We start from the raw sequence: 21,690 nt of genomic DNA, 5'->3' as shown, positions 1-21,690 counted from the left end.
AGGGGGACGCCGGATTGTCCCATAACGCCCGGGACATGATGCTTGTCGGGGACATGCGCGTCGGGGACATGCGCGTCTGCGACATGCGCGTCTGCGACTGCTCGCCCGGGATGTGCCCGTTGGAAACATGCCCGTTTGGACGTGCCCGTCCGCGACATGCGCGTCCGCGCGCCGACACGTACACGCACACCGTCGATACGCGTGCGCAGCGCGATGCGCGCACGACGACGCCCGATGTTAACCCACGCGTCCCGATTCCATCGCACGCAACGAGCCACGACGCCACGCATCGCCCCGTATCGAATCGGCAACATCCATTCGTCTGACATTGCAGCGACACGAAACGGCCGCTAGAATCGTTACACGAGCTGAATTTCAGCTCGCCTTCATTTCACCCACTCAACGCTCGAAGGAGGTGCCGGATGTCGCGAATGCATGTCACCTCCCCGACGGCAGTTCCACGGCGCGCGTTCTAAGTCGCCGTCTCCGCGGGCCGCTTTCCAGCCCGCACCGTTTCCGGACAATTTCTCGCCCTCGTTTCGTGCGCTGACGCGCAGCGGCGTCCGTCCGGCTTTCGTTTCGAACAACAATCGACAAGTCCCGTTCGCCACGAGCGGCCGGGCCCCGACAAATGGTCCAGAAAACTAGCAATCCGGGTGGGCGGGCATTTACCGACGTGCTCGCGTTCACCTTCCGACACTGGCGCGCGCAACCCGCGCGCATCGGCGCGATCGCCTTCTTCGCGCTCGCCGCCGCGCTCGGCGACGTATTGACGCCGCTCTTCGCGGGACGCCTCGTCGACGCGCTGTCGCACGGCGTCGCGGCCGCGGACAGGGCCGACGCCTGGAGCCGCGCGCTGCACGCGTTCGGCATGCTGATCGGCATCGGCGTCGCGGGCACGCTGCTGCGGCAGGCGGCGTTCCGCCACATCATCGTGCTGACGCTGAAGATGATGAGCGAAGTCGCGGCGAACGCGTTCCATCGCGTGCAACGCTTTTCGACCGACTGGCACGCGAACAGCTTCGCCGGCTCGACCGTGCGCAAGATCACACGCGGCATGTGGGCGATCGACTTGCTCAACGACACGCTGCTCGTCGCGCTGCTGCCGTCCGTCGTGATGCTGACGGGCGCGACGCTGCTGCTCGGCGCGCACTGGCCGGTGATGGGCGCGGTGGTCGGCGGCGGCTCGCTCGTCTTCATCGCGGTGACGGTCACGATGTCGCTGCGCTTCGTCGCGCCCGCCGCGCGGCTCGGCAATCTGTGGGACACGCGGATGGGCGGCGCGCTCGCCGACGCGGTGAGCTGCAACCCGGTCGTCAAGGCGTTCGGCGCGGAGACGCGCGAGGAAGCGCGGCTCGACCGCGTCGTGTCGAAGTGGCGCGCGCGCACCCGCCGCGCGTGGCGGCGCGGCACGCTGAACGGCGGCGTGCAGGGCGCGATGCTCGTCGCAATGCAGGCCGCGATCCTCGGCGCGGCGCTGTGGCTGTGGGCGAACGATCGCGCGAGCGTCGGCGACATCACGTTCGCGCTGACGACGTTCCTCGTGCTGCAAGGCTATCTGCGCGACATCGGCATGCACATCCGCAACCTGCAGCGCTCGGTCAACGACATGGAAGAACTCGTGTCGCTCGAGCGGCAGCCGCTCGGCATCGACGACAAGCCGGGTGCGAGGCCGATCTCGATCGTGCGCGGCGAGATCCGCTTCGAGCACGTGACGTTCGGCTACAGCGGCGCGCACGCGAAGCCGCTCTACGGCGATTTCTCGATCCGGATCGCGCCGGGCGAGCGGGTCGGGCTCGTCGGGCATTCCGGGTCGGGCAAGACGTCGTTCATCAAGCTGATCCAGCGGCTCTACGACGTCGACGGCGGCCGCATCGTGATCGACGGGCAGAACATCGCCGACGTCACGCAGGATTCGCTGCGCAGCCAAATCGCGATCGTCCAGCAGGAACCGCTGCTGTTCCACCGGACGCTCGCCGAGAACATCGCGTACGCGCGGCCCACCGCGACGCGCGACGAGATCGAGCGCGCCGCGCGGCTCGCGAGCGCGCACCACTTCATCGCCGCGCTGCCGCAGGGCTACGACACGCTCGTCGGCGAGCGCGGGATCAAGCTGTCGGGCGGCGAGCGGCAGCGCGTCGCGATCGCGCGCGCGTTCCTCGCCGACGCGCCGGTGCTGATCCTCGACGAAGCGACGTCGAGCCTCGACAGCGAGAGCGAAGTGCTGATCCAGCAGGCGATGGAGCGGCTGATGGTCGGGCGCACGACGCTCGTCGTCGCGCACCGGCTGTCGACGGTGCGCGCGCTCGACCGGCTGATCGTGCTCGACAAGGGACGCGTAATCGAAGAAGGCTGCCACGACGCGCTGATCCGGCTCGAAGGCGGCGTCTACCGGCGGCTGTTCGAGCGGCAAGCGCTCGAACTCGCGAAGGGCCTGATCGAGCAGACGGGCGGCGACGTCTCCGACTGGCTGCGCGACGAGCATGACGGACGCGACGAGCGCAACGAGCGCGGCGAACGCGACAAGCCCGGCGTGCTCGACGAGCACGACGCGCGGCGCTCGCACGGCGCGTTCGACGGCGGCGACGGGCGAATCGACGATTCGGCGGTCGCCGTCGAGAAGTAGCGGCGGTCGCGACGGAGCCGCGATGCGGGCGGCGCGGCTGTGCGCGAGCGCGGTCGCGTTGCTTGGCGTCGCGTTCGCGCGGTGCGCGACACGCGACGTGTACGCAAAACGCGCGATCGCGTCGCCCCAACTCGACTCGCACGGACAACGCACGGCATCGCGACGATCGATACATGCGGTCGAAACGCGACTGGATCAAAACGCAGCAAACCAAATCGAGCCGCAAAGCGCTGCGTCGCTTCGAAGCCACCGCTCCCCGCACGGCCGCAGGCCCGCAATCCGGGACGCCCGCCTGCGCCGCCCCGCTCCGCCCCGTTGCGATTCCCCCTATCCGTCAACCAACCACCCGCATCACCCCGCGGCCCAGCTCCGCTCCAGCGCCGCCGCGACGCGCGCGACCACCTGCTCGCGCCGCGCGAACACCGGTGTCGACCGCTCGCGCACGCGCTCGACGATCCGCGCGGGCGCGGTGTCCGGATCGCCCGATTCGAACGGCGGCGCTGGCGCATATTCGAGCTGCAGCTGTACCGCCTGCGCGTCGTCCTCGCCGACGAGCTCCGCCGCGAGCGTCAGCGCAAAATCGATCCCCGCAGTCACGCCGCCGCCCGTCACGAGATTCCCGTCGCGCACGACGCGCTCGCGCACCGGAATCGCGCCGAGCGGCGCGAGCAGCGAATGGAAAGCCCAGTGCGTCGTCGCGCGCCGGCCGCGCAGCAGGCCCGCCGCGCCGAGCACGAGCGCGCCCGTGCAGACCGACGTCACGTAACGCGCTTGCGCCGCGTGCCGGCGGATGAACGCGAGCGTGTCCGCGTCCTCCATCAGATCGGCGACGCCCGCGCCGCCCGGCACGCAGATCACGTCGAGCGGCGGACAGTCGTCGAACGTCGCGGTGGGCGCGAGCACGAGCCCGCTGCTCGCGCCCACCGGCTCGCGCGTCTTCCAGACGAGCCGTACCGTGACGCCGGGCAACGACGCGAACACGTCGTGCGGCCCCGTCAGATCGAGCTGCTGCACCTGCGGAAACAACAGTAATCCCACTTCGATGGCCATTCCGATCCTCCTCCTTGTTGCATGCCGTCACGCCGGCCCGGCAGCCCGCGCGGCGCCGTGGACAAACCGACTGTACGCAAGTACCGTATGGCGAATATGCCAAAGTCCCCACGATTCCTGCCAGCCGCGCCTGCCGCCGCCGAGCGCCGCGCGGTGCACGTGCTCGCGTTCGACGACGTGCAGTTGCTCGACGTCACCGGGCCGCTGCAGGTGTTCTCGACTGCGAACGACTTCGCGGCGCGGCGCGGCCTCGCGATCCCGTATGCGCCGCGCGTCGTCGCCGCGCACGCGCCGCCCGTCATGTCATCGGCGGGGCTCGTGTTCGTCGCCGCGCCGCTGCCCGCCGCGCGCGAGCCGTCCGATACGCTGATCGTCGCGGGCGGCCGGGGCGTCTACGACGCGGCGCGCGACCCGCGGCTCGTCGACTGGGTGCGCCGCCGCGCGGCGCAAACGCGGCGCATCGCGTCGGTGTGCTCGGGCGCGTTCGTGCTCGCGGCGGCGGGGCTGCTCGACGGCCGCCGCGTCGTCACGCACTGGTCGCGCTGCGAAGAACTCGCGCGGCGCTACCCCAACATGCGCGTCGATCCAGATCCCATTTTCATACGCGACGGCGACGTGTGGACGTCGGCAGGCGTCACGGCCGGCATCGATCTCGCACTCGCGCTCGTCGAAAACGATCTCGGCCGCGCGCTCGCGCTCGACGTCGCGCGGCATCTCGTCGTATTCCTGAAGCGGCCGGGCGGCCAGGCGCAGTTCAGCACCGCGCTGTCGCTGCAGCACGAAAGTGGTTGCTTCAGCGAACTGCACGCATGGGTGGCCGCGAACCTGGGCGCGGATCTGTCGGTCGCGGCCCTCGCCGCGCGCGCGGGGATGAGCGAGCGCAGCTTCATGCGCCGCTACCGCGAGACGACCGGCAAGACGCCCGCGCGGGCAATCGAGCAGATGCGCGTCGAAGCCGCGCGCAACCTGCTCGCCGACGCGCCGCTGCCGATCAAGCGAATCGCCGCGCGCTGCGGATTCGGCTCTGAGGAAACGATGCGGCGCAGCTTCCTGCGGATGCTCGGCGTGACGCCGCAGACGTATCGCGAGCGGTTCGCGGTGGATCGGCGAGGCGTCTGAGCTCTATTTGCGTCGGCGCGGCGCGGCGCGTTGGCTTTGGCTTTGGCTTTGGCTTTGGCTTTGGCTTCGCATTCGACGTCGATCTCAATTTCGACCTCGACGTCGACTTCATCTTCGGCGAGACCTCGACGCAGTAACATTGTCGCGACCCGCACCGCCGCCGCCGAGCGCATCCTCGACCGCGCGCGCACGACGCGTCGCGACACAGCCTCGCATGGCGAAAAAGCCGAAATATGCGACCCTTTCCGCATGTCGACGCAATACCTTCCCCTCTCGCACTTCTGGCGCCGCTTCTGACGGAGCGGCATAGTCACATCCCGATCACGACCATGCCGCCGCATCCGGCCGGCATTGCGTCGATCGCGCCCCCAACCCGGCTCGGACTGCGGCGGTTTTCCCGGAGAAACCGTTCATGCACGACGACACCTCGAATCCTTCCCGACCGCCGATCGCACTGACCGGCGATCGCCCGACGGGCGCGCTGCATCTCGGCCATTACATCGGCTCGCTGAAGACGCGCGTCGCGCTGCAGGACACACACCGGCAGTTCATCCTCGTCGCCGACACGCAGGCGCTGACCGACAACGCACACGATCCGGACAAGGTTCGCCGCAACGTCATCGAAGTCGCGCTCGACTATCTGGCGGTCGGCATCGATCCGCGCCGGAGCACGATCGCGGTGCAGTCGGGCCTGCCCGCACTCGCCGAGCTGACGCTCTTCTATCTGAACTTCGTCACCGTCGCGCGCCTCAAGCGCAATCCGACGATCAAGGACGAGATCCACGCGCGCGGCTTCGGCCGCGACATCCCGGCGGGCTTTCTCTGCTACCCGGTCGCGCAGGCGGCCGACATCACCGCGTTCAAGGCCGATACGGTGCCCGTCGGCGACGATCAATTGCCGCTCGTCGAGCAGACGAATGAAATCGTCCGGCGCATCAACCGGCAGGCGGGCATCGACGTGCTGCCCGAAGCAAACGCGCTGATCTCGTCGACGGGGCGGCTGCCGGGCGTCGACGGCCGCGCGAAGATGAGCAAGTCGCAGGGCAACGCGATTCCGCTGTCGTCGTCGCCCGACGCGATCGCCGATGCCGTCAAGCGGATGTACAGCGATCCGAATCATCCGCGCGTGTCCGATCCGGGCACGGTCGAAGGCAACGTCGTGTTCACGTATCTCGATGCGTTCGACGACGAGCCCGACGAAGTCGAGCGACTGAAGGCCGCGTATCGCGCGGGCGGACTCGGCGACATGACGCTCAAGCGCCGGCTCGAAGACAAGCTGCAAGCGCTGATCGCGCCGATCCGCGAGCGGCGCGCGCAGCTCGCGCGCGAGCCGGGCTACGTCGTCGACGTGCTGCGGGACGGCGCCGCACGCGCAAACGACGTCACGCAGCGCACGCTCGGCGAGGTGCGCGACGCGCTGGGGGCGTTTTCGTTTCGGAAGATCGTCGGCTGACGCAGGGTGGCGCAGGCGGGCGCACATTGTCGGGCCGTCGAGTCGTCGGATCGTTCATGATGCATCGTCCGACACGCGCGCCTTTCGTCGGACGGATCGTTTTCGCCGTTGCAACACGCACTGCGCGCAAGCCGTTTTCGCACGCGCCGACCGAGCGGCAACAGACTTTACACACTGTTACCCGCGACGCTCATCCAACGATGACGGCATTCCCTATACTGCCGGCGTGCAATAGCAACCACCCGCTACCATGAACACGAAGCCCATCCAAACAACGACAACGAAACGCCCGGCTTTTGCGAGGACCACCCTGCTCGTTTCGCTCGCCGCGACGGCGGCGCTGTCGCTGAGCGCATGCGTCGCGCCGAATGCGTACGGACCGTATGGTTCGCAGCCGCAGTATGGTGCGCCCGCCTATTCGCAGCCGTCGTACGCTCAGCCGGCCTACTCGCAGCCGTCGTATGCGCAGCCCGACTACTCGCAGCCCGCGTATCCGCAGCAAGGCTACGCGCAACCCGGCTATCAATCGGGCTATCAATCCGGGTATCAACCGGGCTACTCGACCCAGTACGGCACGATCGCCGGCATCCGCCCGATCGGCGGCGCGACAGGCCCGTCGGGCGTCGCGGGCACGGTCGTCGGCGCGCTCGTCGGCGGCGTGCTCGGCAACCAGATCGGCCGCGGCCACGGCCGCGACGCCGCGACGGTCATCGGCGCACTCGGCGGCGCGGTCGCGGGCAACCAGATCGGCCAGCAGATGGGCGCGCAGCCGAGCGCGTATCGCGTCGACGTGCAACTGAGCGACGGCTCGATGCGCTCGTTCGACCTGCAGACGCCGGGCGATCTGCGTCCGGGCGATCGCGTGCGCGTCGACGGCAATCAGATTTCGCGGTACTGACGAATGCGCTCGCGCCCGAACGCAAGACGCATCAACCCCGCCCGCACCCGGTCGACGAGATCCGACGCGTCCAGATTGAGCAGCGCCATCTCGCGATTGAGCTGCCGGATCGCCTGCGAATGGGCGGCGGCGTTCGCGAACGGCGACTTCCTCGCGAGACTGGACGACGGCAGCCGCAGTTGATTGTCCGACGCGCGAAAAGTCACCTTCGGCAGCCGATCCCGATATCGCTCGAAGTAGTCCGGCTGCGGCCACGTGAAGCCCAGTTCGATCTGCTCGAACAGATCCGGAAACAGGAACTTGACCGTCGCCGATATCCCGATCAGCAGGCATTCGAAAAAGAAATTCCGCAGGTTGCCGAGCGGCACCTTCCCGCGGACGGTCAGCGTCGCGTTGACGCCGTCCTCCTTCAGATAGATCGCATAGACGCTCAGCCGGCTGCGGGAGTACTTCGCGGACGTATCGAGCACATGCGCGCGCACGACTCTGCGCTCACGCACATGGAGCAGCAGGGAATCGATGAGCGTGAGCCAGTTATCAGAGCGCTTGAGAATTGCATATGGCAACGCGTATCTGATCACGAACGGCATGATGCATCGCTGGCTGCTGAGCCGGATCGGCGGAGGTTCCGGAAAGCGAGGCATTACATTCGTCGTCAGTCGTTCCGGCCTGGACCTTGCCGCGCGAGCCCCCGTGCAGTCGCTCGTGCGCAAGGCCATCCTGCGGTTCGCCAAGCACGACATGCAGCTCGTGCACCGAGGCTTGCAGCACATTGTTCAGGCTTGCGAAGAAAACGCGCTTCGGCAACCGAACGTCGACGACGACGCGTGACGAAGCGACGAGCCAATGATTCGCGATCCGAATCGGCAGTCGCGATCCCGCCAGCTCGTCTCGTCGTCAGGCGCGGCATCCCGCGTGTGCCGCCACTTGCCTGAACGTCGGCTCGCGTCAAAGATCGCTCAACGGCACGAGGAATGAATGGTCACCTCACAAAGCTGAGGTCGGCATTCGTTCGATCGATGATGGAAGACATGATGATCTTGCGCCTCCTCATTTGTCTGCGCCGCACCGATTCCTGCCCTCCGGGCACCAGCTTCGCCACCAGGTTTACCGAAGCATTCTTCAGGAAAGAGGCAGCGATCATGACAATGCCAATCGAATATTTCGGAAACGAAAGCGCATCGGCCAATCTATTTCCGAGAATTATTCTCGCCAGATTTCCGTAGTACGATCTTTTAATTTTCAGAGTCACCATGCCACTGAAAGTGGACTCGTCCTTGCCGAGAATTTCGGGCAGCGCGCCGAACAAGGCGCCTCCAAGCATCGGCGTGATGTGATCCATCTTATAGGCGTCATGCATTTGAAGCCACACCAAGCGCCACAAATCGGACTCGTCGGCAGGCTGCAGTTCCGGGTGGACGCCAACAAGGTATCCAATATATCGCCACAAATTAACGATATCCCCTCTTTTCTTGGACGAGAGCACATCGACGTGACCGAGCGCCAAGGCTCCCAGTGAAGACGCCAAGGAAAACGGAATAATTGTGGCTACGTAGATGCACTGATGAATCGGATTACCCAGCAAGGTCCGATTCCAGTCTTCCCGTCCGTTCATCGCTCTACGCATGTGCGCATGGATCAGGCGAATGCGGACGCAGGCCTTCAAGCCGGCGCCGAAACGGGCAAGCCCTCCCGGAGCCGTGACCTCGTTATACCAAGCGAGCGTTTCGACCGCCCGCTTACCCGCTTTTTTATGAAGATCCCCGGAGCGGATCAGCACTTCGTTCGCGTCCGGCGCCACATAGCTCAACGCCAATCCCGCGATGAAAATCGGCAACGCCTCGTCGCCCACCATTGCGATCAAGTCGGTAGCGGAATCCAGCCTTGTATAGTCCAACCAATACGGAACCCGGTCCACTTCGCGAAAAAATTCGACGAGTTCGGATGGGGGATTAACGACGATGTCGATTCCATGCTCCAGCGCGTGATTGAACATTTCCCACACCGCCTTCCCGTCGCGATGCATGCACTCGACAAGCCGGTCCGCGACGGGATCGAACTCATTCTTGAATCTCAGAAAAGACTGGAACTGTGCATCGGTCGATTTAACATTTTTCGGCGCAAACAGACTCATAGCCACGTTATACGGAAACTCCAGCGTGATCGAAGGGTTCTCCAAAAAATCGACCTGCTCATAATTCGATTGAATTTTTCTCATATATGCGTCTCCCTATCCATTAATACTATTTCCGCTATGCATTCGACGAATACCTCGTCCGATCCCGAGATCGGGATCTGCATGCCCATGCGTTGCCTAATGGGTTTGCCCGACGGCCGTGCGATCCACATGCAATGCCACACCGTCGATATGGACTGCCCAGTGAAAAAATGTTCTTTTACGATCGACAATACTCATTTATCGCTTTCATAGTGCTGCATGTTCCGGCAAACGAGGGGAAACAGCCATGTTGAAAAGGGACAGGTGTTTTAGTTTGCGGGCCAAGCTGGCCCTTCCAAGGGTTTTTCCTGGACGAGCGCCTGGATGGCCGCTCGGAGCGCCGTCGAACGCACGTTGACGGCCGAAGGCAGATGATTGCGGGCTGCATTTCCCGCCTTGCAAGCTGCATCGAATCGGTACGCTCCCACCCTACATCGATCTTGTTTTCGCGGAGGCGACCTTGGGAAACGTTCTTTCTTGTCAATGTCGAAAAGAGCCGATGTGCCGAAAGCTACGTATCGGCCGCGACCGCATGGCGGGTCGCCCATCCGGCGTTTTGCCGAATCATCGGTTGCGTTCCTCTCGACGACCGACATCGCCGCTTCCGTCCGCCGCGGCCCGGCTACGGAAAGCGCTAGGCGCCATCCCTTGCCAACGCTTGAACGCTTGGGAAAAGCTCGACAGATCGCTAAAGCCCAATCGCTCCGCAATTTCGCTCAGCGGCAAATCCGTGTCCGTCAACAGCTCCGATGCCATCGCGCTGCGCGCGCCCGCCAACAGCGCCCGAAACGTCGTGCCTTCGTCCTGCAGACGCCGTTTCAAAGTGCGCGGGCTCGTGTTCATCAGCCTGGCCATGTCGTCCAGCGTCGACGGCACGATGCCGGGCACGGCGCTCATGTAATGACGAATCATCGCCGCCGTGCCGAGGCGCAGGCGTCGCTCTTCCATGAGCCGCCGGCACATCTGCTCGCACATCGACACGGTGATCGGATTGGCCTGCGGCAGCGGCCGATTCAGAAGCGCCCGCTCGAACACCAGGCTGTTCGAGCGCGCAGAATACTCCGGCATCACCCCGTGCGTGCGTCGGATTTCTGCCGCCGGCGCGGACTCGAGCGCCCCGCGATCGCCCTTGAGCGTGAAGCGGTTTAAAACGAACGCGTCGCCGCCGATCTCGTGCAGCAGCACCGCTGCGGCGGCCATGTCGCGCTCCGCGACAAAGCGTTTCATCTCGTCCGCCAATTCGGGTTCGCTGAAGGTCAACACGCCGAGATCGCCTTCGTGGTGATACGTGATCGCTGTGAACGCATAGGTGAGCGGCAGGAAACGCAGCGCCAGCGCGAGCGCGTCGCCGGCCGTGGCGCTCGCGATCAGTCCGTATCCCCACAGTCCGTATGTCGAGAAGTGATAGCGCAACCCGACCTGCAAACCCAGCCCGACCGGATACTTGAGCAAGCGCAGCAGATTGCTCGCGACGCGCAATTCCTGCGCCGCCGTCACGTTCACGTTCGGGTCGTCCAGTTGCGCGACGGACAAGCCCGCGCCGGCGAGCAACTGCGCGTCGGCGAGTGCCCGCTCTCCACCGAAGTCCACCATCAGGCGCACGCTGGCGGGGCTTCGCGTGAAGTCCCAGACGCTCATACAGAGAAACCCTCGAAGGACCGATTTGGCCCAAATACTAAAACAAATGTCCCGTCTCATCATTGGCGTTTTCCCGCGACGCAGACAACATGCAGCACGACCAAGCCGTCGTCCGAAGCCCGAAGGGCTGCGTCGATGCCGCACGCATCGCACGCGGCATCGAAGATGCGGTTCCCCGCGCGGAGACGACACGATGCACGATACGCGGTCGTCGCACGCAAACCGACGCGAAAGCGCGACGCCCGTCCCGGGCAACGGTCGCGGCGAGCCCGTGTCGAGCATGTCGAATCGAATCAACCGATGCATCGAGGAAACGACAGCATGAGCACTACATTCGATTACATCGTCGTCGGCGGCGGCTCGGGAGGCTGCGTTGTCGCGGGCCGGTTGACCGAAGATCGGAACGTCACGGTCTGCGTGCTGGAAGCCGGAGGGCGCGGCGGCGGAGCGCTCGTGACCGTTCCGACCGGCGCCGTCGCGATGATTCCCACCCGGATCAACAATTGGGCGTTCGAGACGGCGCCCCAGCCCGGCCTCGCCGGCCGCAGCGGATACCAGCCCCGCGGCCGGACGCTGGGCGGATCGTCGGCGATCAACGCGATGGTGTACACGCGCGGACATCGCCGCGATTACGACGATTGGGCCGCGCGAGGCAACGCCGGCTGGTCGTACGACGACGTGCTGCCGTACTTCCGCCTCAGCGAGCACAACGAACGAATCGACGACGCATGGCACGGCCGAGGCGGCCCGTTGTGGGTCAGCGATCTGCGCACCGGCAACCCGTTCCATGCGCGCTATCTGGAGGCCGCCCGCCAGATCGGTCTGCCCGTGACCGACGATTTCAACGGCGCGGAACAGGAAGGCGTCGGCCTCTACCAGGTCACCCAGAAGCACGGCGAGCGGTGCAGCGCCGCGCGCGCGTATCTGCTGCCGCATATCGGGCGACGCGATAATCTGCGTGTCGAAACGCGTGCGCATGCGCAGCGCATCCTGTTCGATGGCACGCGAGCAATCGGCGTCGAAGTGCGGCAAGGCGGCCGGGTTCGCACCTTCCACGCGCGCCGCGAAGTCGTGCTTGCGTGCGGCGCGCTGCAAACGCCGCAACTGCTGATGCTCTCCGGCGTGGGGCCGATCCAGGAGCTCGACCGCTTCGGCATCCGGCCGCTCCTCCATCTGCCGGGCGTCGGCAAGAACCTTCAGGATCATCCCGACTTCATCTTCGGTTACCGCACGCGCAGCGTCGACACGATCGGCGTATCGGTGCGCGGCGGCCTGCGCCTGTTGCGCGAAGCCGTGCGGTTTCGCCGAACGCGCCGCGGCATGCTCACGTCGAATTTCGCCGAAGGCGGCGCCTTCCTCAGGACCCGCGCCGATCTGGCCGCGCCCGACATCCAGCTCCATTTCGTCGTCGCGCTCGTCGACAATCACGCGCGCAGCCTGCACGGCGGGCACGGCCTGTCATGCCACGTCTGCCTGCTGCGTCCGCGCAGCCGCGGCTCGGTCGCGCTGCGAAGCTGGCATCCGCAGGACGCGCCGCTCATCGACCCCGCGTTCTTCCGGGATCCTCAGGATCTGGAGGACATGGTCGCCGGCTTCAAGCTGACGCGCACGCTGATGCAGGCGCCGGCGCTCGGCGAATGGATCACAGCGGACCTGTTCACCGCGCACGTGAAGACCGACGACGACATCCGCGACGTGCTGCGGCAACGCACGGATACGGTTTACCACCCGGTCGGCACCTGCAGGATGGGGCAGGACGAGCTTGCGGTGGTCGACCCGCAACTGCGCGTGCGCGGGCTCCAGGGCCTGCGCATCGTCGACGCGTCGATCATGCCGACGCTGATCGGCGGCAACACGAACGCGCCGACGATCATGATCGCCGAGAAGGCAGTCGACCTGATCCGCGGCCGCAGCCGCGTTCGATCGTCATCGGGCGAAGCATGCGCGACGCGCGATTCGAAGCAGCCCACACAAGAAAAGGAGATCGGTCATGCGATCGTTTGACGTCGACGGCAGGCTGGACGCCGGGACGCCGTTGGCCGCCGTCATCATCGGCGCGGGCTTCGGCGGCATCGGCATGGCCCGCGCCTTTCGGCAGGCGGGGTTGCACGATTTCGTGATCCTCGAGCGCTCGCACGACGTCGGCGGCGTCTGGCGCGACAACAGCTATCCGGGCGCCGCGTGCGACGTGCCTTCGCATCTGTACTCATTCTCGTTCGAGCCCAACCCAGACTGGTCGCGAACGTTCGCGCATCAGGCGGAGATCCATGCGTACCTGCGGCATTGCGCACGCAAGTACGATCTGATGCGCCACGTCAAGCTCGGCGCCGAAGTTGCAAGCGCCGGGTACGACGAACGCCGATCGCTGTGGCGCGTCGCGCTGACGGACGGAACGATCGTCGCGACAACGCTGCTCGTCACCGCCACGGGACAATTGAGCCGCCCCATTCTCCCGAAACTGGCCGGCATCGAAACGTTCGAGGGGCACGCGTTCCATTCCGCGCACTGGGATCACGGCTACGCGCTGTCCGGGAAACGCGTGGCCGTGGTGGGCACCGGCGCGTCGGCGATCCAGTTCGTGCCCGCGATCGCGAACGACGTCGACCGGCTCACGATCTTCCAGCGCTCGCCCGCATACATCCTGCCGCGTCCCGACCGCGCGTACCGCGGATGGCAAAAGGCGCTGTTCCGCCGCATGCCGTCGACGATGAAGCTCCACCGTGCGTGCATCTATCTGAAATACGAAGCGCGCGCGCTGGCCTTCACGCGCTTCAAGGGGCTGATGCGGTTTTCCGCCCGGCGGCCGTTCGTCCGGCTGTTGTCGACGCAAGTACCGGACGCCGCGCTGCGCGCGAAGCTGACGCCGGACTATCCGATCGGCTGCAAGCGCATCCTGCTGTCGAACGACTACCTCGCCGCGATGAACAAGCCCAACGTCGCGCTCGTGACGGCCGGTATTCGCCGCGTGACGCCCGGCGGCATCGAGACGGAAGACGGCGTCCATCATCCGGTCGACGCGATCGTGTTCGGGACAGGTTTCGCCGCAACCGAGTTTCTCGCGCCGATGCGCATCGTCGGACGCGCCGGCGTAACGCTGAACGACGCGTGGCGGCGCGGCGCACGGGCCTATCTCGGCGTCGCGGTGCCGGACTTTCCGAATTTCTTCATGCTGTACGGCCCGAACACGAATCTCGGGCACAACTCGATCGTATACATGCTGGAGAGCCAGATCGCGCACGTCATCCGGTGCTACGAGGCGATGCGGGCGGCAAACGCGACGGCGATCGACGTCGACGAGCGCCGCTATCGCCAGTTCAACGCACATGTGCAGAAGCGCTTGAGCAAAACGGTATGGAGCGGCTGCACGAGCTGGTACGTGGACGCGAGCGGACACAACAGCGCCAATTGGCACGGCTTCACGCTGTCGTACCGCTGGCTCACGCGCTTCTCGAGCCTGAGCGCGTATCGCATGACGCGCGCGCTGCCGGGCCCCGTCGGCTCGGCGGGCGGCATCGCCGTCGCGGAGCCCGAAGACCGGCTCGAAGCGATCAGCGCGCGTTTCCTGCGCGGCTTGCTGCGGACCACGTTCCGCTTCGTCGTCGGGCCGCCGTTCGGCGTCCGCGTCCAGCGGCGCGCGGTCGCCGCGCTCGCACCGCTCATGCCCGGCGTCGGCGGCGTCGTCCGCTATCGGGAAACGGCGAGAGACGCGGTGCCCGTCGAAGTGGTCGCGCCGAAACGGGGCGAAGCCGGCGGCGCGATCCTGTATCTGCACGGCGGGGCCTTCTGCCTCGGCGCGCCGCGCACGCATCGCAGCATCACGACGCGCCTCGCGATCGAATCGGGCATGTCGGTGTGGACGCCGGACTACCGGCTCGCGCCGGAGCATCCGTGTCCCGCGGCGTTGCAGGATGCGTTGTCGTGCTATGCGACGCTGCGCGATCAGGGCTACGCCGCCGACCGGATCGTCGTCGCGGGGGATTCAGCGGGCGGCGCGCTGGCGATCGCGCTCGCGATCACCCTCCGGGACCGCGGCGACAGCCTGCCGGCGGCGCTCCTCCTGATTTCGCCCGTCACCGATCCCGGCCTCGGCGGCGAAACCCTGACGTCGATGCGGGAAGACGATCCGATGATTCGTCGCGGCTGGCTCGAGCAAGGGCTGCGCTGGTATCGCGCGCCCGCCGGCGTCGACGCGCATTGGCCGCTCGACGCCGACTTGCGCGGTCTTCCGCCGATGCTCGTCCAGGTCGGCGATCAGGAGGTGCTGCTGTCGGATGCGTTGCGGCTCGCCGAGCATGCGGCGGCTTGCGGGACGCCGTGCCGTCTCGAAGTTCACGCGAAGCGGTGGCACGTCTTTCATCTTCAGTCGTTCTATCTGCGCTCCGCATCGACGGCCATTCGCACGCTCGCCGGCTTTGCGCGGCGCTGGACTGCCGAGTCGAGCGCTGAATCGAGCGCCGAGGTCGACGCATGAACGCCCCGCATTCCGGATCGAACCCGCATGCGAGATGCAAACGGATCGCACGCGGCCGGCGCATGGCATTCGACGCCGCGCCCGTCCGCGTGAAGACCGACCCCGCCGCCCCGCGCGCCTGATGTGTCGCGGACGCCACGGCGCATCCCGCTACCACCCGCAACAGAGGAACCACGATGGCAACGCAACGCATAGAAACAACGAAGCGTTCGACGCGCCCGTTCAACGTGTGTTTCGCTTCTTCAGCGAGCACGAGAAGCTCAAATCGCCCTTCGCGCCCGCGAAAATCCGCCGCATCAGCGACGTCGATCTGGAACGCAACGGCGTCGGTTCCGCCCGCCAAATGCAGGTGCGCGGCGCACCGCCCTTCGTCGAGACCGTCACCGCCTATCAGGCAAACCAGTTGACCGAATACCGGATCACCGAAGGCAGTCCCGTTGCTGGACCACCTCGGCGTGATGAAGTTTCTCGCGGGCGACGGCGATCGCATGCGGTTTCATTACGTCATCACGTTCGACGGCAAGGCGCCGCGCATCGCGTCGTGATCTGGCATTTTCTGGAAGGCGGCATTCGCCGCGGCGCGCGCAAGCTCCGGCTGTCGAATCCGTGGTGATCGCGTCGTCGAGATTCGCCAGGATGCCGAGCGTGTGCGGCGGCGGCTGCCGCACGCGGACGTGCGCATGCTCGCCGATCAACCGCACTTCATTCGCGGCCAGGGTGACGCGACGCTCGACTTCCTCGTCGGCAAAACGAAAGATATGTGCGATTGCGCATGACGTCCGGGTCGTCGGCGACGTGCGCGTGCTGCGTTTCGACGCGGCCGACGCGGCCCCCCTGGCCTGCTGATCGTCGCCGCGCGCGAGCATGGCGCGGCGTGGATCGCGCTGCCAGCCGAGCGGCTGCACGACGACTTCTTTCGTCTCGACTCCTGCGTCGCCGGACATTTCGTGCAGAAGCTGATCAACTACGGCGTCAAACGCGCCGTCGTCGGCGACATCGACGCACCGCTCGCGCGCAGCCGCGCGTTGCGCGCGCTCGTGCGCGGAGACGAATCGCGGCGATGCGTTCTGGCTCGTTGCGGACTTCGATGCGCTCGCGCAGCGGCTGTGCGAGTGCGGCCGCATCGCGCATACGCGTCGAGTGGACACACGCTGAATCGTCGCGCCGCTCGGTCGTCGAAACGTCAATAAGCCGAATCGCCGAAACACCACGTGACGCGACACGCAGCGCGACACATCCCCCGCCGCACCGCCGCACCACCGCGCTCGACGTCGCCGCCGCGCGACGCTCGACATATCGCCAACATTCTCCACAATCGGCATCACCACATTTCCTCGCGCCGGATGTACCATTCGGCCCCGTACGCGCCACATTCCGAGACTTGGCCAAGCGTCGTACGCGAAGGCAATTCGTAAGCCTGATCATCGAAAAAACCCGGGACGCGCAAATGGGAGACGTGAAGAAAACCAGCCGGCCGCCCTCGCTACCGCCTCGACTCAATCGGATCTGGCATGGCGCCGACGGCCTGCGTGCCGGCTGGGCCGTGCTGCTGTATGCCGCGATCGTCGCGGCGATCCTGTTCGTGCTCGGCTACGCGGCGCGCATCGTGCACCATCCGTTCCGTCAGCCCAGCGACCTGAGCGCGGCCGGGCAGATTCCGTTCGAGCTCGCGCTGTGCGCGGCCTCGCTGATCGCAACGCGTGTGATGAGCCGCATCGACCGTCGCTCATGGCTCGACTACGGACTGCGCGCACCGCGCAGCGTGTCGCATTTCGTCTGGGGCGCGCTCTTCAGCCTCGTCGCGGTGTCGGCGATCATGGGCCTGCTCGTGCTGACGGGCGGCGCGACGATCGAATACTCGGGCGCGAACCGGACGGCCGCGCTCGAATCGGCGCTCGTGTGGGCGGCCGCGTTCCTGGTCGTCGCACTCGCCGAGGAAGTCGCGTTTCGCGGCTATGCGTTCTTCAAGCTCGCGCAACGCACACATCCCGTCGTCGCGGCCGCGCTCACGTCGCTCGCGTTCGGCATCTCGCACGTGTCGAATCGCAACGAGAACATCGCGGGCATCGTGCCTGTCGTGATCTTCGGGCTCGTCGCGTGCCTCGCGATCTGGCGCACCGGCTCGCTTTGGTGGGTGCTCGGCGAGCATTCGATGTGGGACTGGAGCGAGTCGTTCCTGTTCGGCGCGGCCGACAGCGGACTCACCGCGCACGATACGCTGTTCAGAAGCCACGCGATCGGCCCTGTCTGGCTGAGCGGCGGCACGGTCGGCCCCGAGGCGAGCGTGCTCGTGTTTCCGGCGCTCGCCGCGCTTGCGTACGTCGCGTGGCGCCTGCCGCCGCGCGCGGCGTCGAACGGCGCGGCGCTCGCGCACGGGCGTCGACAGATGATCTGAGCCGGCCCGGCGATCGATCCGGGATCGGCTCGCGCGCGGCCGACGCGTGTCGGTTGTGCTTCGGTTGTGCTTCGGTTGTGCTTCGGTTGTGCTTCGGTTGTGCTTCGGTTGTGCTTCGGTTGTGCTTCGAACGTCACGCGCGCGCCGCTGGGCTCGGGCGCGGCTTGCGATCACTTCGCCGCCGATTCCCGCGCAACCGGCCGCGCGATGCTCGCATCGCCGATGCCCGGCAGCTTCGTCTGCCCGACGCGCTGCGCGCGATAGATGCCCGCGTGCCCGGAGAACAGATACGCGACGACGCACGCGAGCGCCGCATACACGCCGATCGGCGTGCCGAATAGCTCGATCGCCATGATCGTCGACGCGATCGGCGTGTTCGCCGCGCCCGCGAACGCCGCGACGAAGCCGAGCCCCGCGAGCACGGGCGTCGGCAGCGCGAGGAGAGGCGACAGCGCGTTGCCGAGCGTCGCGCCGATGTAAAAGAGCGGCGTCACCTCGCCGCCCTTGAAGCCCGACGCGAGCGTGACGACCGTGAACGCGAACTTGCCCGCGAAATCATAGACGGGCAGCGGCCCGCGAAACGCGGCCTCGATTGTCGGGATGCCGAGGCCGAGATATTGCGGCGTATGCAGGAGCGTCGCCGCGAGCGCGACGAGCGTGCCGCCCGCGACGGGACGCAGCGGCGGATACGCGATCCCTCGCTTCGCGAGTGCGCCGAGCGCATGCGTCGCGGCGGCGAACAGCCTGCCGACGACGCCGAACGCGATACCCGCCGCCACCGCCGACGCGACGCCCGCCGCGCTCAGCGCAGGCACGAACGGCACCGCATAGACGGTGTGATGGATGCCCCACAGCCGGCACACCGCGTCCGCGACGATCGACGCCGCGACGCACGCGAGCAGCGCGTCGTAGCGCAGCCGTCCGATCGCGAGCACTTCGAGTCCGAACACCGCGCCCGCGAGCGGCGTGCCGAACACCGACGCGAAGCCGGCGGCGATCCCGCCCATCAGCATGATCCGGCGGTCGTCGCGATCGAGCCTGAGGAGTTGCGTGACGCGATCGGCGAGCGCGCCGCCCATCTGCACCGCGGTGCCTTCGCGGCCCGCGGAGCCGCCGAACAGATGCGTGACGACCGTCGCGACGAGCACGAGCGGCGCCATCCGCTTCGGCACGATCCGCTGCGGATCGTGGATCTCGTCGATCAGCAGGTTGTTGCCGCGCTCGACGGACTGGCCGACGCGGTGATAGATCCAGCCGGTCGCAAAGCCCGCGACGGGCAGGAGCCACAGCAGCCACGGATGCGCGACGCGCGTGCCGGTCGCGAAATCGAGTGCTCGGAGAAACAGCGCGGACGCCGAGCCGGCGAGCGTGCCCACCACCGCCGACAGCGCGAGCCAGCGGCACAGATGCACGAGCATCGCGACGGGCTCGAGGATTTGCAGACGTTTCATGAATTTCCAGATTCGACAGGACATCAAACCCGGGCGGCAGGACGCCGCGTGTTACGGATGGCCTACGACCTCCTGCACCCAGGAACGCGTAGGCATCATCAGCCGGCTCGCCGGCGGTTGTACGGAGGCATGCCATCTCCGGTCGCCGTGGATTGTACGCGATGCCGGGGCGGAGCGACACCGTCCGTCAGCCTTATCCATGTCCGCCGCCGTGGCCATGATCCGCGCCGCATCGCTCGTCACGCGCCGAACCGCTCCGCCAGCTCGACGAAATCCGCCGCGACGACGTCCCAGTCCTGCTCTGCGCGCAAGTCGGTCGTCTGCGCGGGACCGTGCTCGCGCGGTCGCGCGACGAACGCGGTCCGATAGCCGCAGCCCCGCGCGGCCGCGAGATCGCCGTTGTGTGCGGCGACGAGGCACACCTGCTCGGGCCGCAGCGCGAGGATGTCGGCCGTACGCAGATATGCTTCGGGCGTCGGCTTGTACGCCTGCGCGACTTCCGCGCCGAGAATCACGTCCCACGGCAGTCCCGCGCGCTTCGCCATGTCGACCATCAGGATCACGTTGCCGTTCGACAGCGGCGCGATGATGTAATGCGCCTTCAGCCGCGCGAGCCCCGCGACCGAATCGGGCCACGGATCGAGCCGGTGCCATGCGAGATTCAGTTCGTGCAGATCGGCTTCCGACACGCTCGCGGGATCGATGCCGAACGCCGGCAGGATCGCTTCGAGATTCTCACGATGCAGCACGTCGAGCCGCGTGAACGGCCGGCGGCCGCTTCGCACTGCCTCCATCGCGGGCGAATAGCGCTTGCGCCACGCATCCGCGAACGCGGCCGGGTCGGCTCCCGCGCGGCCGTGCTTCGCCAGAAAAGGCCCCGCGTCGCGAATGACGCCGGAGCGCCAATCGGCCACGGTGCCGAACACGTCGAAAACCAATGCCTTCACGCCAAGCGCTTGCATGATGCTCTCCTGAGCCGTGGGATGACGTTTCAGGATGCCGCGGCCCCGTTCGGGCGAGTCGAGCCGTGTTCGTCGGCCGTGCGCACGCAGTCGGCGACGCACCGCAGAGAACGGACCGCCGGACGATGATGCTGGCGGCATCGTCGAACGCAGGACCGCCCCGTACGGCCGCCGAACGCGGACCGCCGCTCCTGCATGTCTGGAAAATCGCACATCTGCTGTCCGACATTATCGGCGACCGCGTGCGCGCATCCGCGCGGGCGGAATCGAGGCCGAAGTCGAAATCGAAATCGAAGCTGAAACCGATGCCGACGCAGACACGGGCACGGGCACAAACACAGACACCAATATCGAAGCCGAACCCGAGCGCGCCCGGCGCGCTCAGCGCCAGCGATGCTTGTTGCGCTGGACGAGCGAGATCAACTGATCGGCGATCTGGTCGAGCGGCAGCACCGCGCTCGCCGCGCCGATCGCGGCGGCCGCCTTCGGCATCCCGTACACGGCGCTCGTCGCCTCGTCCTGCGCGATCGTGTAATGCCCCTTCACGCGCATCGCCTTCAGGCCGAGCGCGCCGTCGCGCCCCATGCCCGTCAGCAGCACGCCGATCGCTTCGCTCGTCCAGTGATCGACGACGCTGTGAAAGAACACGTCGACCGACGGCCGGTAAGGCGTCTCTTCGGGCCGCCGCGTATAGCCGAGCAGCCCGCGCGACGTCAGATGCAGGTGATCGTTCGTCGCCGCGAGCAGCACCTCGCCGAGCTGCGGCGCGCTGCCCTGCCGCGCGATGCGCACCGGCAATGGCGTGTAGCCGTCGAGCCACTGCGCCATCCCGATCGCGAACGCCTGGTCGACGTGCTGAACGATCACGATCGCCGCCGGGAAATCCTCCGGCAGCCGCCGCAGCAGCGCGGTCAACGCGGTGGGCCCGCCCGCCGACGCGCCGATCGCGACGAGCGGCGGCAGCACGCCCTGCGGCGCGGGCGCCGGGACGGGCGCGGAAGAAGGCGTGCGCGTCGCGAGCAGCCGGCCGATCTGGTCGATCTTCGCGAGGAGCGGCTGCGACGGATCGGCGCTGCCGCCCTGCTCGAGCGTCGGCGTATCGACCGCGTCGAGCGCGCCCGCGCCCATCGCCTCGTACACGTACGATGCGTTCGCGCCGACGTTCGCGGTGACGACGAGAATCGCGCACGGCGAGCGCGCCATGATGCTGCGCGTCGCCGTCACGCCGTCGATCCGCGGCATCACGAGGTCCATCAGGACGAGGTCCGGCGGCTGCGCGACGCAGAAGTCGACGGCCTGCTCGCCGTCCGTCGCGACCCACAGCACGCGGTGCTCGGGCCGCAGCGCGATCGTGCGGCGCAGCGCCTCGACGGCGAGCGGCAAGTCGTTGACGATGCCGATGTTCATGG

The 21,690-nt window shown here is 66.9% G+C and carries 16 protein-coding genes, 1 pseudogene and 1 riboswitch; of the genes and pseudogenes, 10 read left to right on the top strand and 7 right to left on the bottom strand.

Going from position 1 to position 21,690, the window contains the following annotated elements; all coding sequences use genetic code 11:
* Positions 1 to 631: 631 nt before the first annotated feature.
* Positions 632 to 2,626, top strand: a complete 1,995-nt coding sequence (locus tag WS69_RS21445; protein WP_059472690.1) for an ABC transporter ATP-binding protein — start codon at positions 632 to 634, stop codon at positions 2,624 to 2,626.
* A 351-nt stretch (positions 2,627 to 2,977) separates the two neighbouring features.
* Here WS69_RS21445 and WS69_RS21440 read toward each other — a convergent pair whose 3' ends face one another.
* On the bottom strand, positions 2,978 to 3,676 hold the full coding sequence (locus WS69_RS21440; protein WP_059472689.1) for a DJ-1/PfpI family protein: 699 nt from the start codon (positions 3,674 to 3,676) through the stop codon (positions 2,978 to 2,980).
* 87 nt (positions 3,677 to 3,763) lie between these two features.
* On the opposite strand from WS69_RS21440, the gene WS69_RS21435 reads away from it, so the two are divergent.
* The 4 genes from WS69_RS21435 (at position 3,764) to WS69_RS21425 (ending at position 7,146) form a co-directional block, all read left to right on the top strand.
* Positions 3,764 to 4,795 (top strand): GlxA family transcriptional regulator, encoded by a 1,032-nt coding sequence (locus tag WS69_RS21435; RefSeq protein ID WP_059472688.1) that lies wholly within the window; start codon positions 3,764 to 3,766, stop codon positions 4,793 to 4,795.
* A gap of 30 nt (positions 4,796 to 4,825) precedes the next feature.
* Positions 4,826 to 5,092, top strand: a complete 267-nt coding sequence (locus WS69_RS33640; protein WP_156438304.1) for a hypothetical protein — start codon at positions 4,826 to 4,828, stop codon at positions 5,090 to 5,092.
* Positions 5,093 to 5,207: 115 nt separating this feature from the next.
* Positions 5,208 to 6,248, top strand: a complete 1,041-nt coding sequence (gene trpS / locus WS69_RS21430) for a tryptophan--tRNA ligase (RefSeq protein WP_059472687.1) — start codon at positions 5,208 to 5,210, stop codon at positions 6,246 to 6,248.
* 250 nt (positions 6,249 to 6,498) lie between these two features.
* Complete coding sequence (locus tag WS69_RS21425) at positions 6,499 to 7,146, top strand: glycine zipper 2TM domain-containing protein (RefSeq protein WP_059472686.1); 648 nt, start codon at positions 6,499 to 6,501, stop codon at positions 7,144 to 7,146.
* Here WS69_RS21425 and WS69_RS21420 read toward each other — a convergent pair.
* Positions 7,128 to 7,646 (bottom strand): AraC family transcriptional regulator, encoded by a 519-nt coding sequence (locus WS69_RS21420; RefSeq protein ID WP_226382885.1) that lies wholly within the window; start codon positions 7,644 to 7,646, stop codon positions 7,128 to 7,130. The genes WS69_RS21425 and WS69_RS21420 overlap by 19 nt on opposite strands.
* A gap of 19 nt (positions 7,647 to 7,665) precedes the next feature.
* On the opposite strand from WS69_RS21420, the gene WS69_RS21415 reads away from it, so the two are divergent.
* Positions 7,666 to 7,977 (top strand): hypothetical protein, encoded by a 312-nt coding sequence (locus WS69_RS21415; protein ID WP_226382886.1) that lies wholly within the window; start codon positions 7,666 to 7,668, stop codon positions 7,975 to 7,977.
* Positions 7,978 to 8,128: 151 nt separating this feature from the next.
* Here WS69_RS21415 and WS69_RS21410 read toward each other — a convergent pair whose 3' ends face one another.
* Both WS69_RS21410 and WS69_RS21405 read right to left on the bottom strand, forming a co-directional pair.
* Entirely contained in the window at positions 8,129 to 9,364 is a 1,236-nt protein-coding gene (locus WS69_RS21410) for an oxygenase MpaB family protein (protein ID WP_231747190.1), read from the bottom strand.
* A gap of 564 nt (positions 9,365 to 9,928) precedes the next feature.
* Positions 9,929 to 11,002 (bottom strand): AraC family transcriptional regulator, encoded by a 1,074-nt coding sequence (locus WS69_RS21405; RefSeq protein ID WP_059472684.1) that lies wholly within the window; start codon positions 11,000 to 11,002, stop codon positions 9,929 to 9,931.
* Positions 11,003 to 11,323: 321 nt separating this feature from the next.
* Between WS69_RS21405 and WS69_RS21400 the strand changes: the two genes are divergently transcribed.
* The 4 genes and pseudogenes from WS69_RS21400 (at position 11,324) to WS69_RS21385 (ending at position 17,868) form a co-directional block, all read left to right on the top strand.
* On the top strand, positions 11,324 to 13,006 hold the full coding sequence (locus WS69_RS21400) for a GMC family oxidoreductase (protein ID WP_059472683.1): 1,683 nt from the start codon (positions 11,324 to 11,326) through the stop codon (positions 13,004 to 13,006).
* Entirely contained in the window at positions 12,993 to 15,473 is a 2,481-nt protein-coding gene (locus WS69_RS21395; RefSeq protein WP_059472682.1) for a flavin-containing monooxygenase, read from the top strand. The genes WS69_RS21400 and WS69_RS21395 overlap by 14 nt, the downstream gene beginning before the upstream one ends.
* A 176-nt stretch (positions 15,474 to 15,649) precedes the next feature.
* Positions 15,650 to 16,086 (top strand): annotated as a pseudogene (locus WS69_RS35010) (SRPBCC family protein).
* Positions 16,087 to 16,920: 834 nt separating this feature from the next.
* The gene (locus tag WS69_RS21385) at positions 16,921 to 17,868 is read left to right on the top strand and encodes a CPBP family intramembrane glutamic endopeptidase (RefSeq protein WP_059472680.1); all 948 of its coding nucleotides are present in this window, start codon (positions 16,921 to 16,923) and stop codon (positions 17,866 to 17,868) included.
* A 170-nt stretch (positions 17,869 to 18,038) separates the two neighbouring features.
* Here WS69_RS21385 and WS69_RS21380 read toward each other — a convergent pair whose 3' ends face one another.
* The 3 genes from WS69_RS21380 to WS69_RS21370 all read right to left on the bottom strand — a co-directional run bounded on the left by WS69_RS21380 (position 18,039) and on the right by WS69_RS21370 (position 21,688).
* Positions 18,039 to 19,319 carry a voltage-gated chloride channel family protein gene (locus tag WS69_RS21380; RefSeq protein WP_059472679.1) on the bottom strand — a complete coding sequence of 427 codons (1,281 nt, stop codon included), beginning with the start codon at positions 19,317 to 19,319 and terminating at the stop codon, positions 18,039 to 18,041.
* Positions 19,320 to 19,401: 82 nt separating this feature from the next.
* Positions 19,402 to 19,468, bottom strand: a riboswitch (Fluoride riboswitch).
* Positions 19,469 to 19,558: 90 nt separating this feature from the next.
* A complete protein-coding gene (locus WS69_RS21375) occupies positions 19,559 to 20,281 on the bottom strand; it encodes a haloacid dehalogenase type II (RefSeq protein WP_059472678.1) in 723 nt (240 codons plus the stop codon).
* 381 nt (positions 20,282 to 20,662) lie between these two features.
* Complete coding sequence (locus tag WS69_RS21370) at positions 20,663 to 21,688, bottom strand: chemotaxis response regulator protein-glutamate methylesterase (protein WP_059472677.1); 1,026 nt, start codon at positions 21,686 to 21,688, stop codon at positions 20,663 to 20,665.
* Positions 21,689 to 21,690 lie beyond the last annotated feature (2 nt).

Origin of the sequence: Burkholderia sp. BDU5 (genome assembly GCF_001522845.1) — a bacterium.
Lineage (GTDB): Bacteria > Pseudomonadota > Gammaproteobacteria > Burkholderiales > Burkholderiaceae > Burkholderia > Burkholderia mayonis.
The sequence above is the reverse complement of the archived record's forward strand: the minus strand, read 5'-3'. Positions and strand labels throughout refer to the sequence as shown.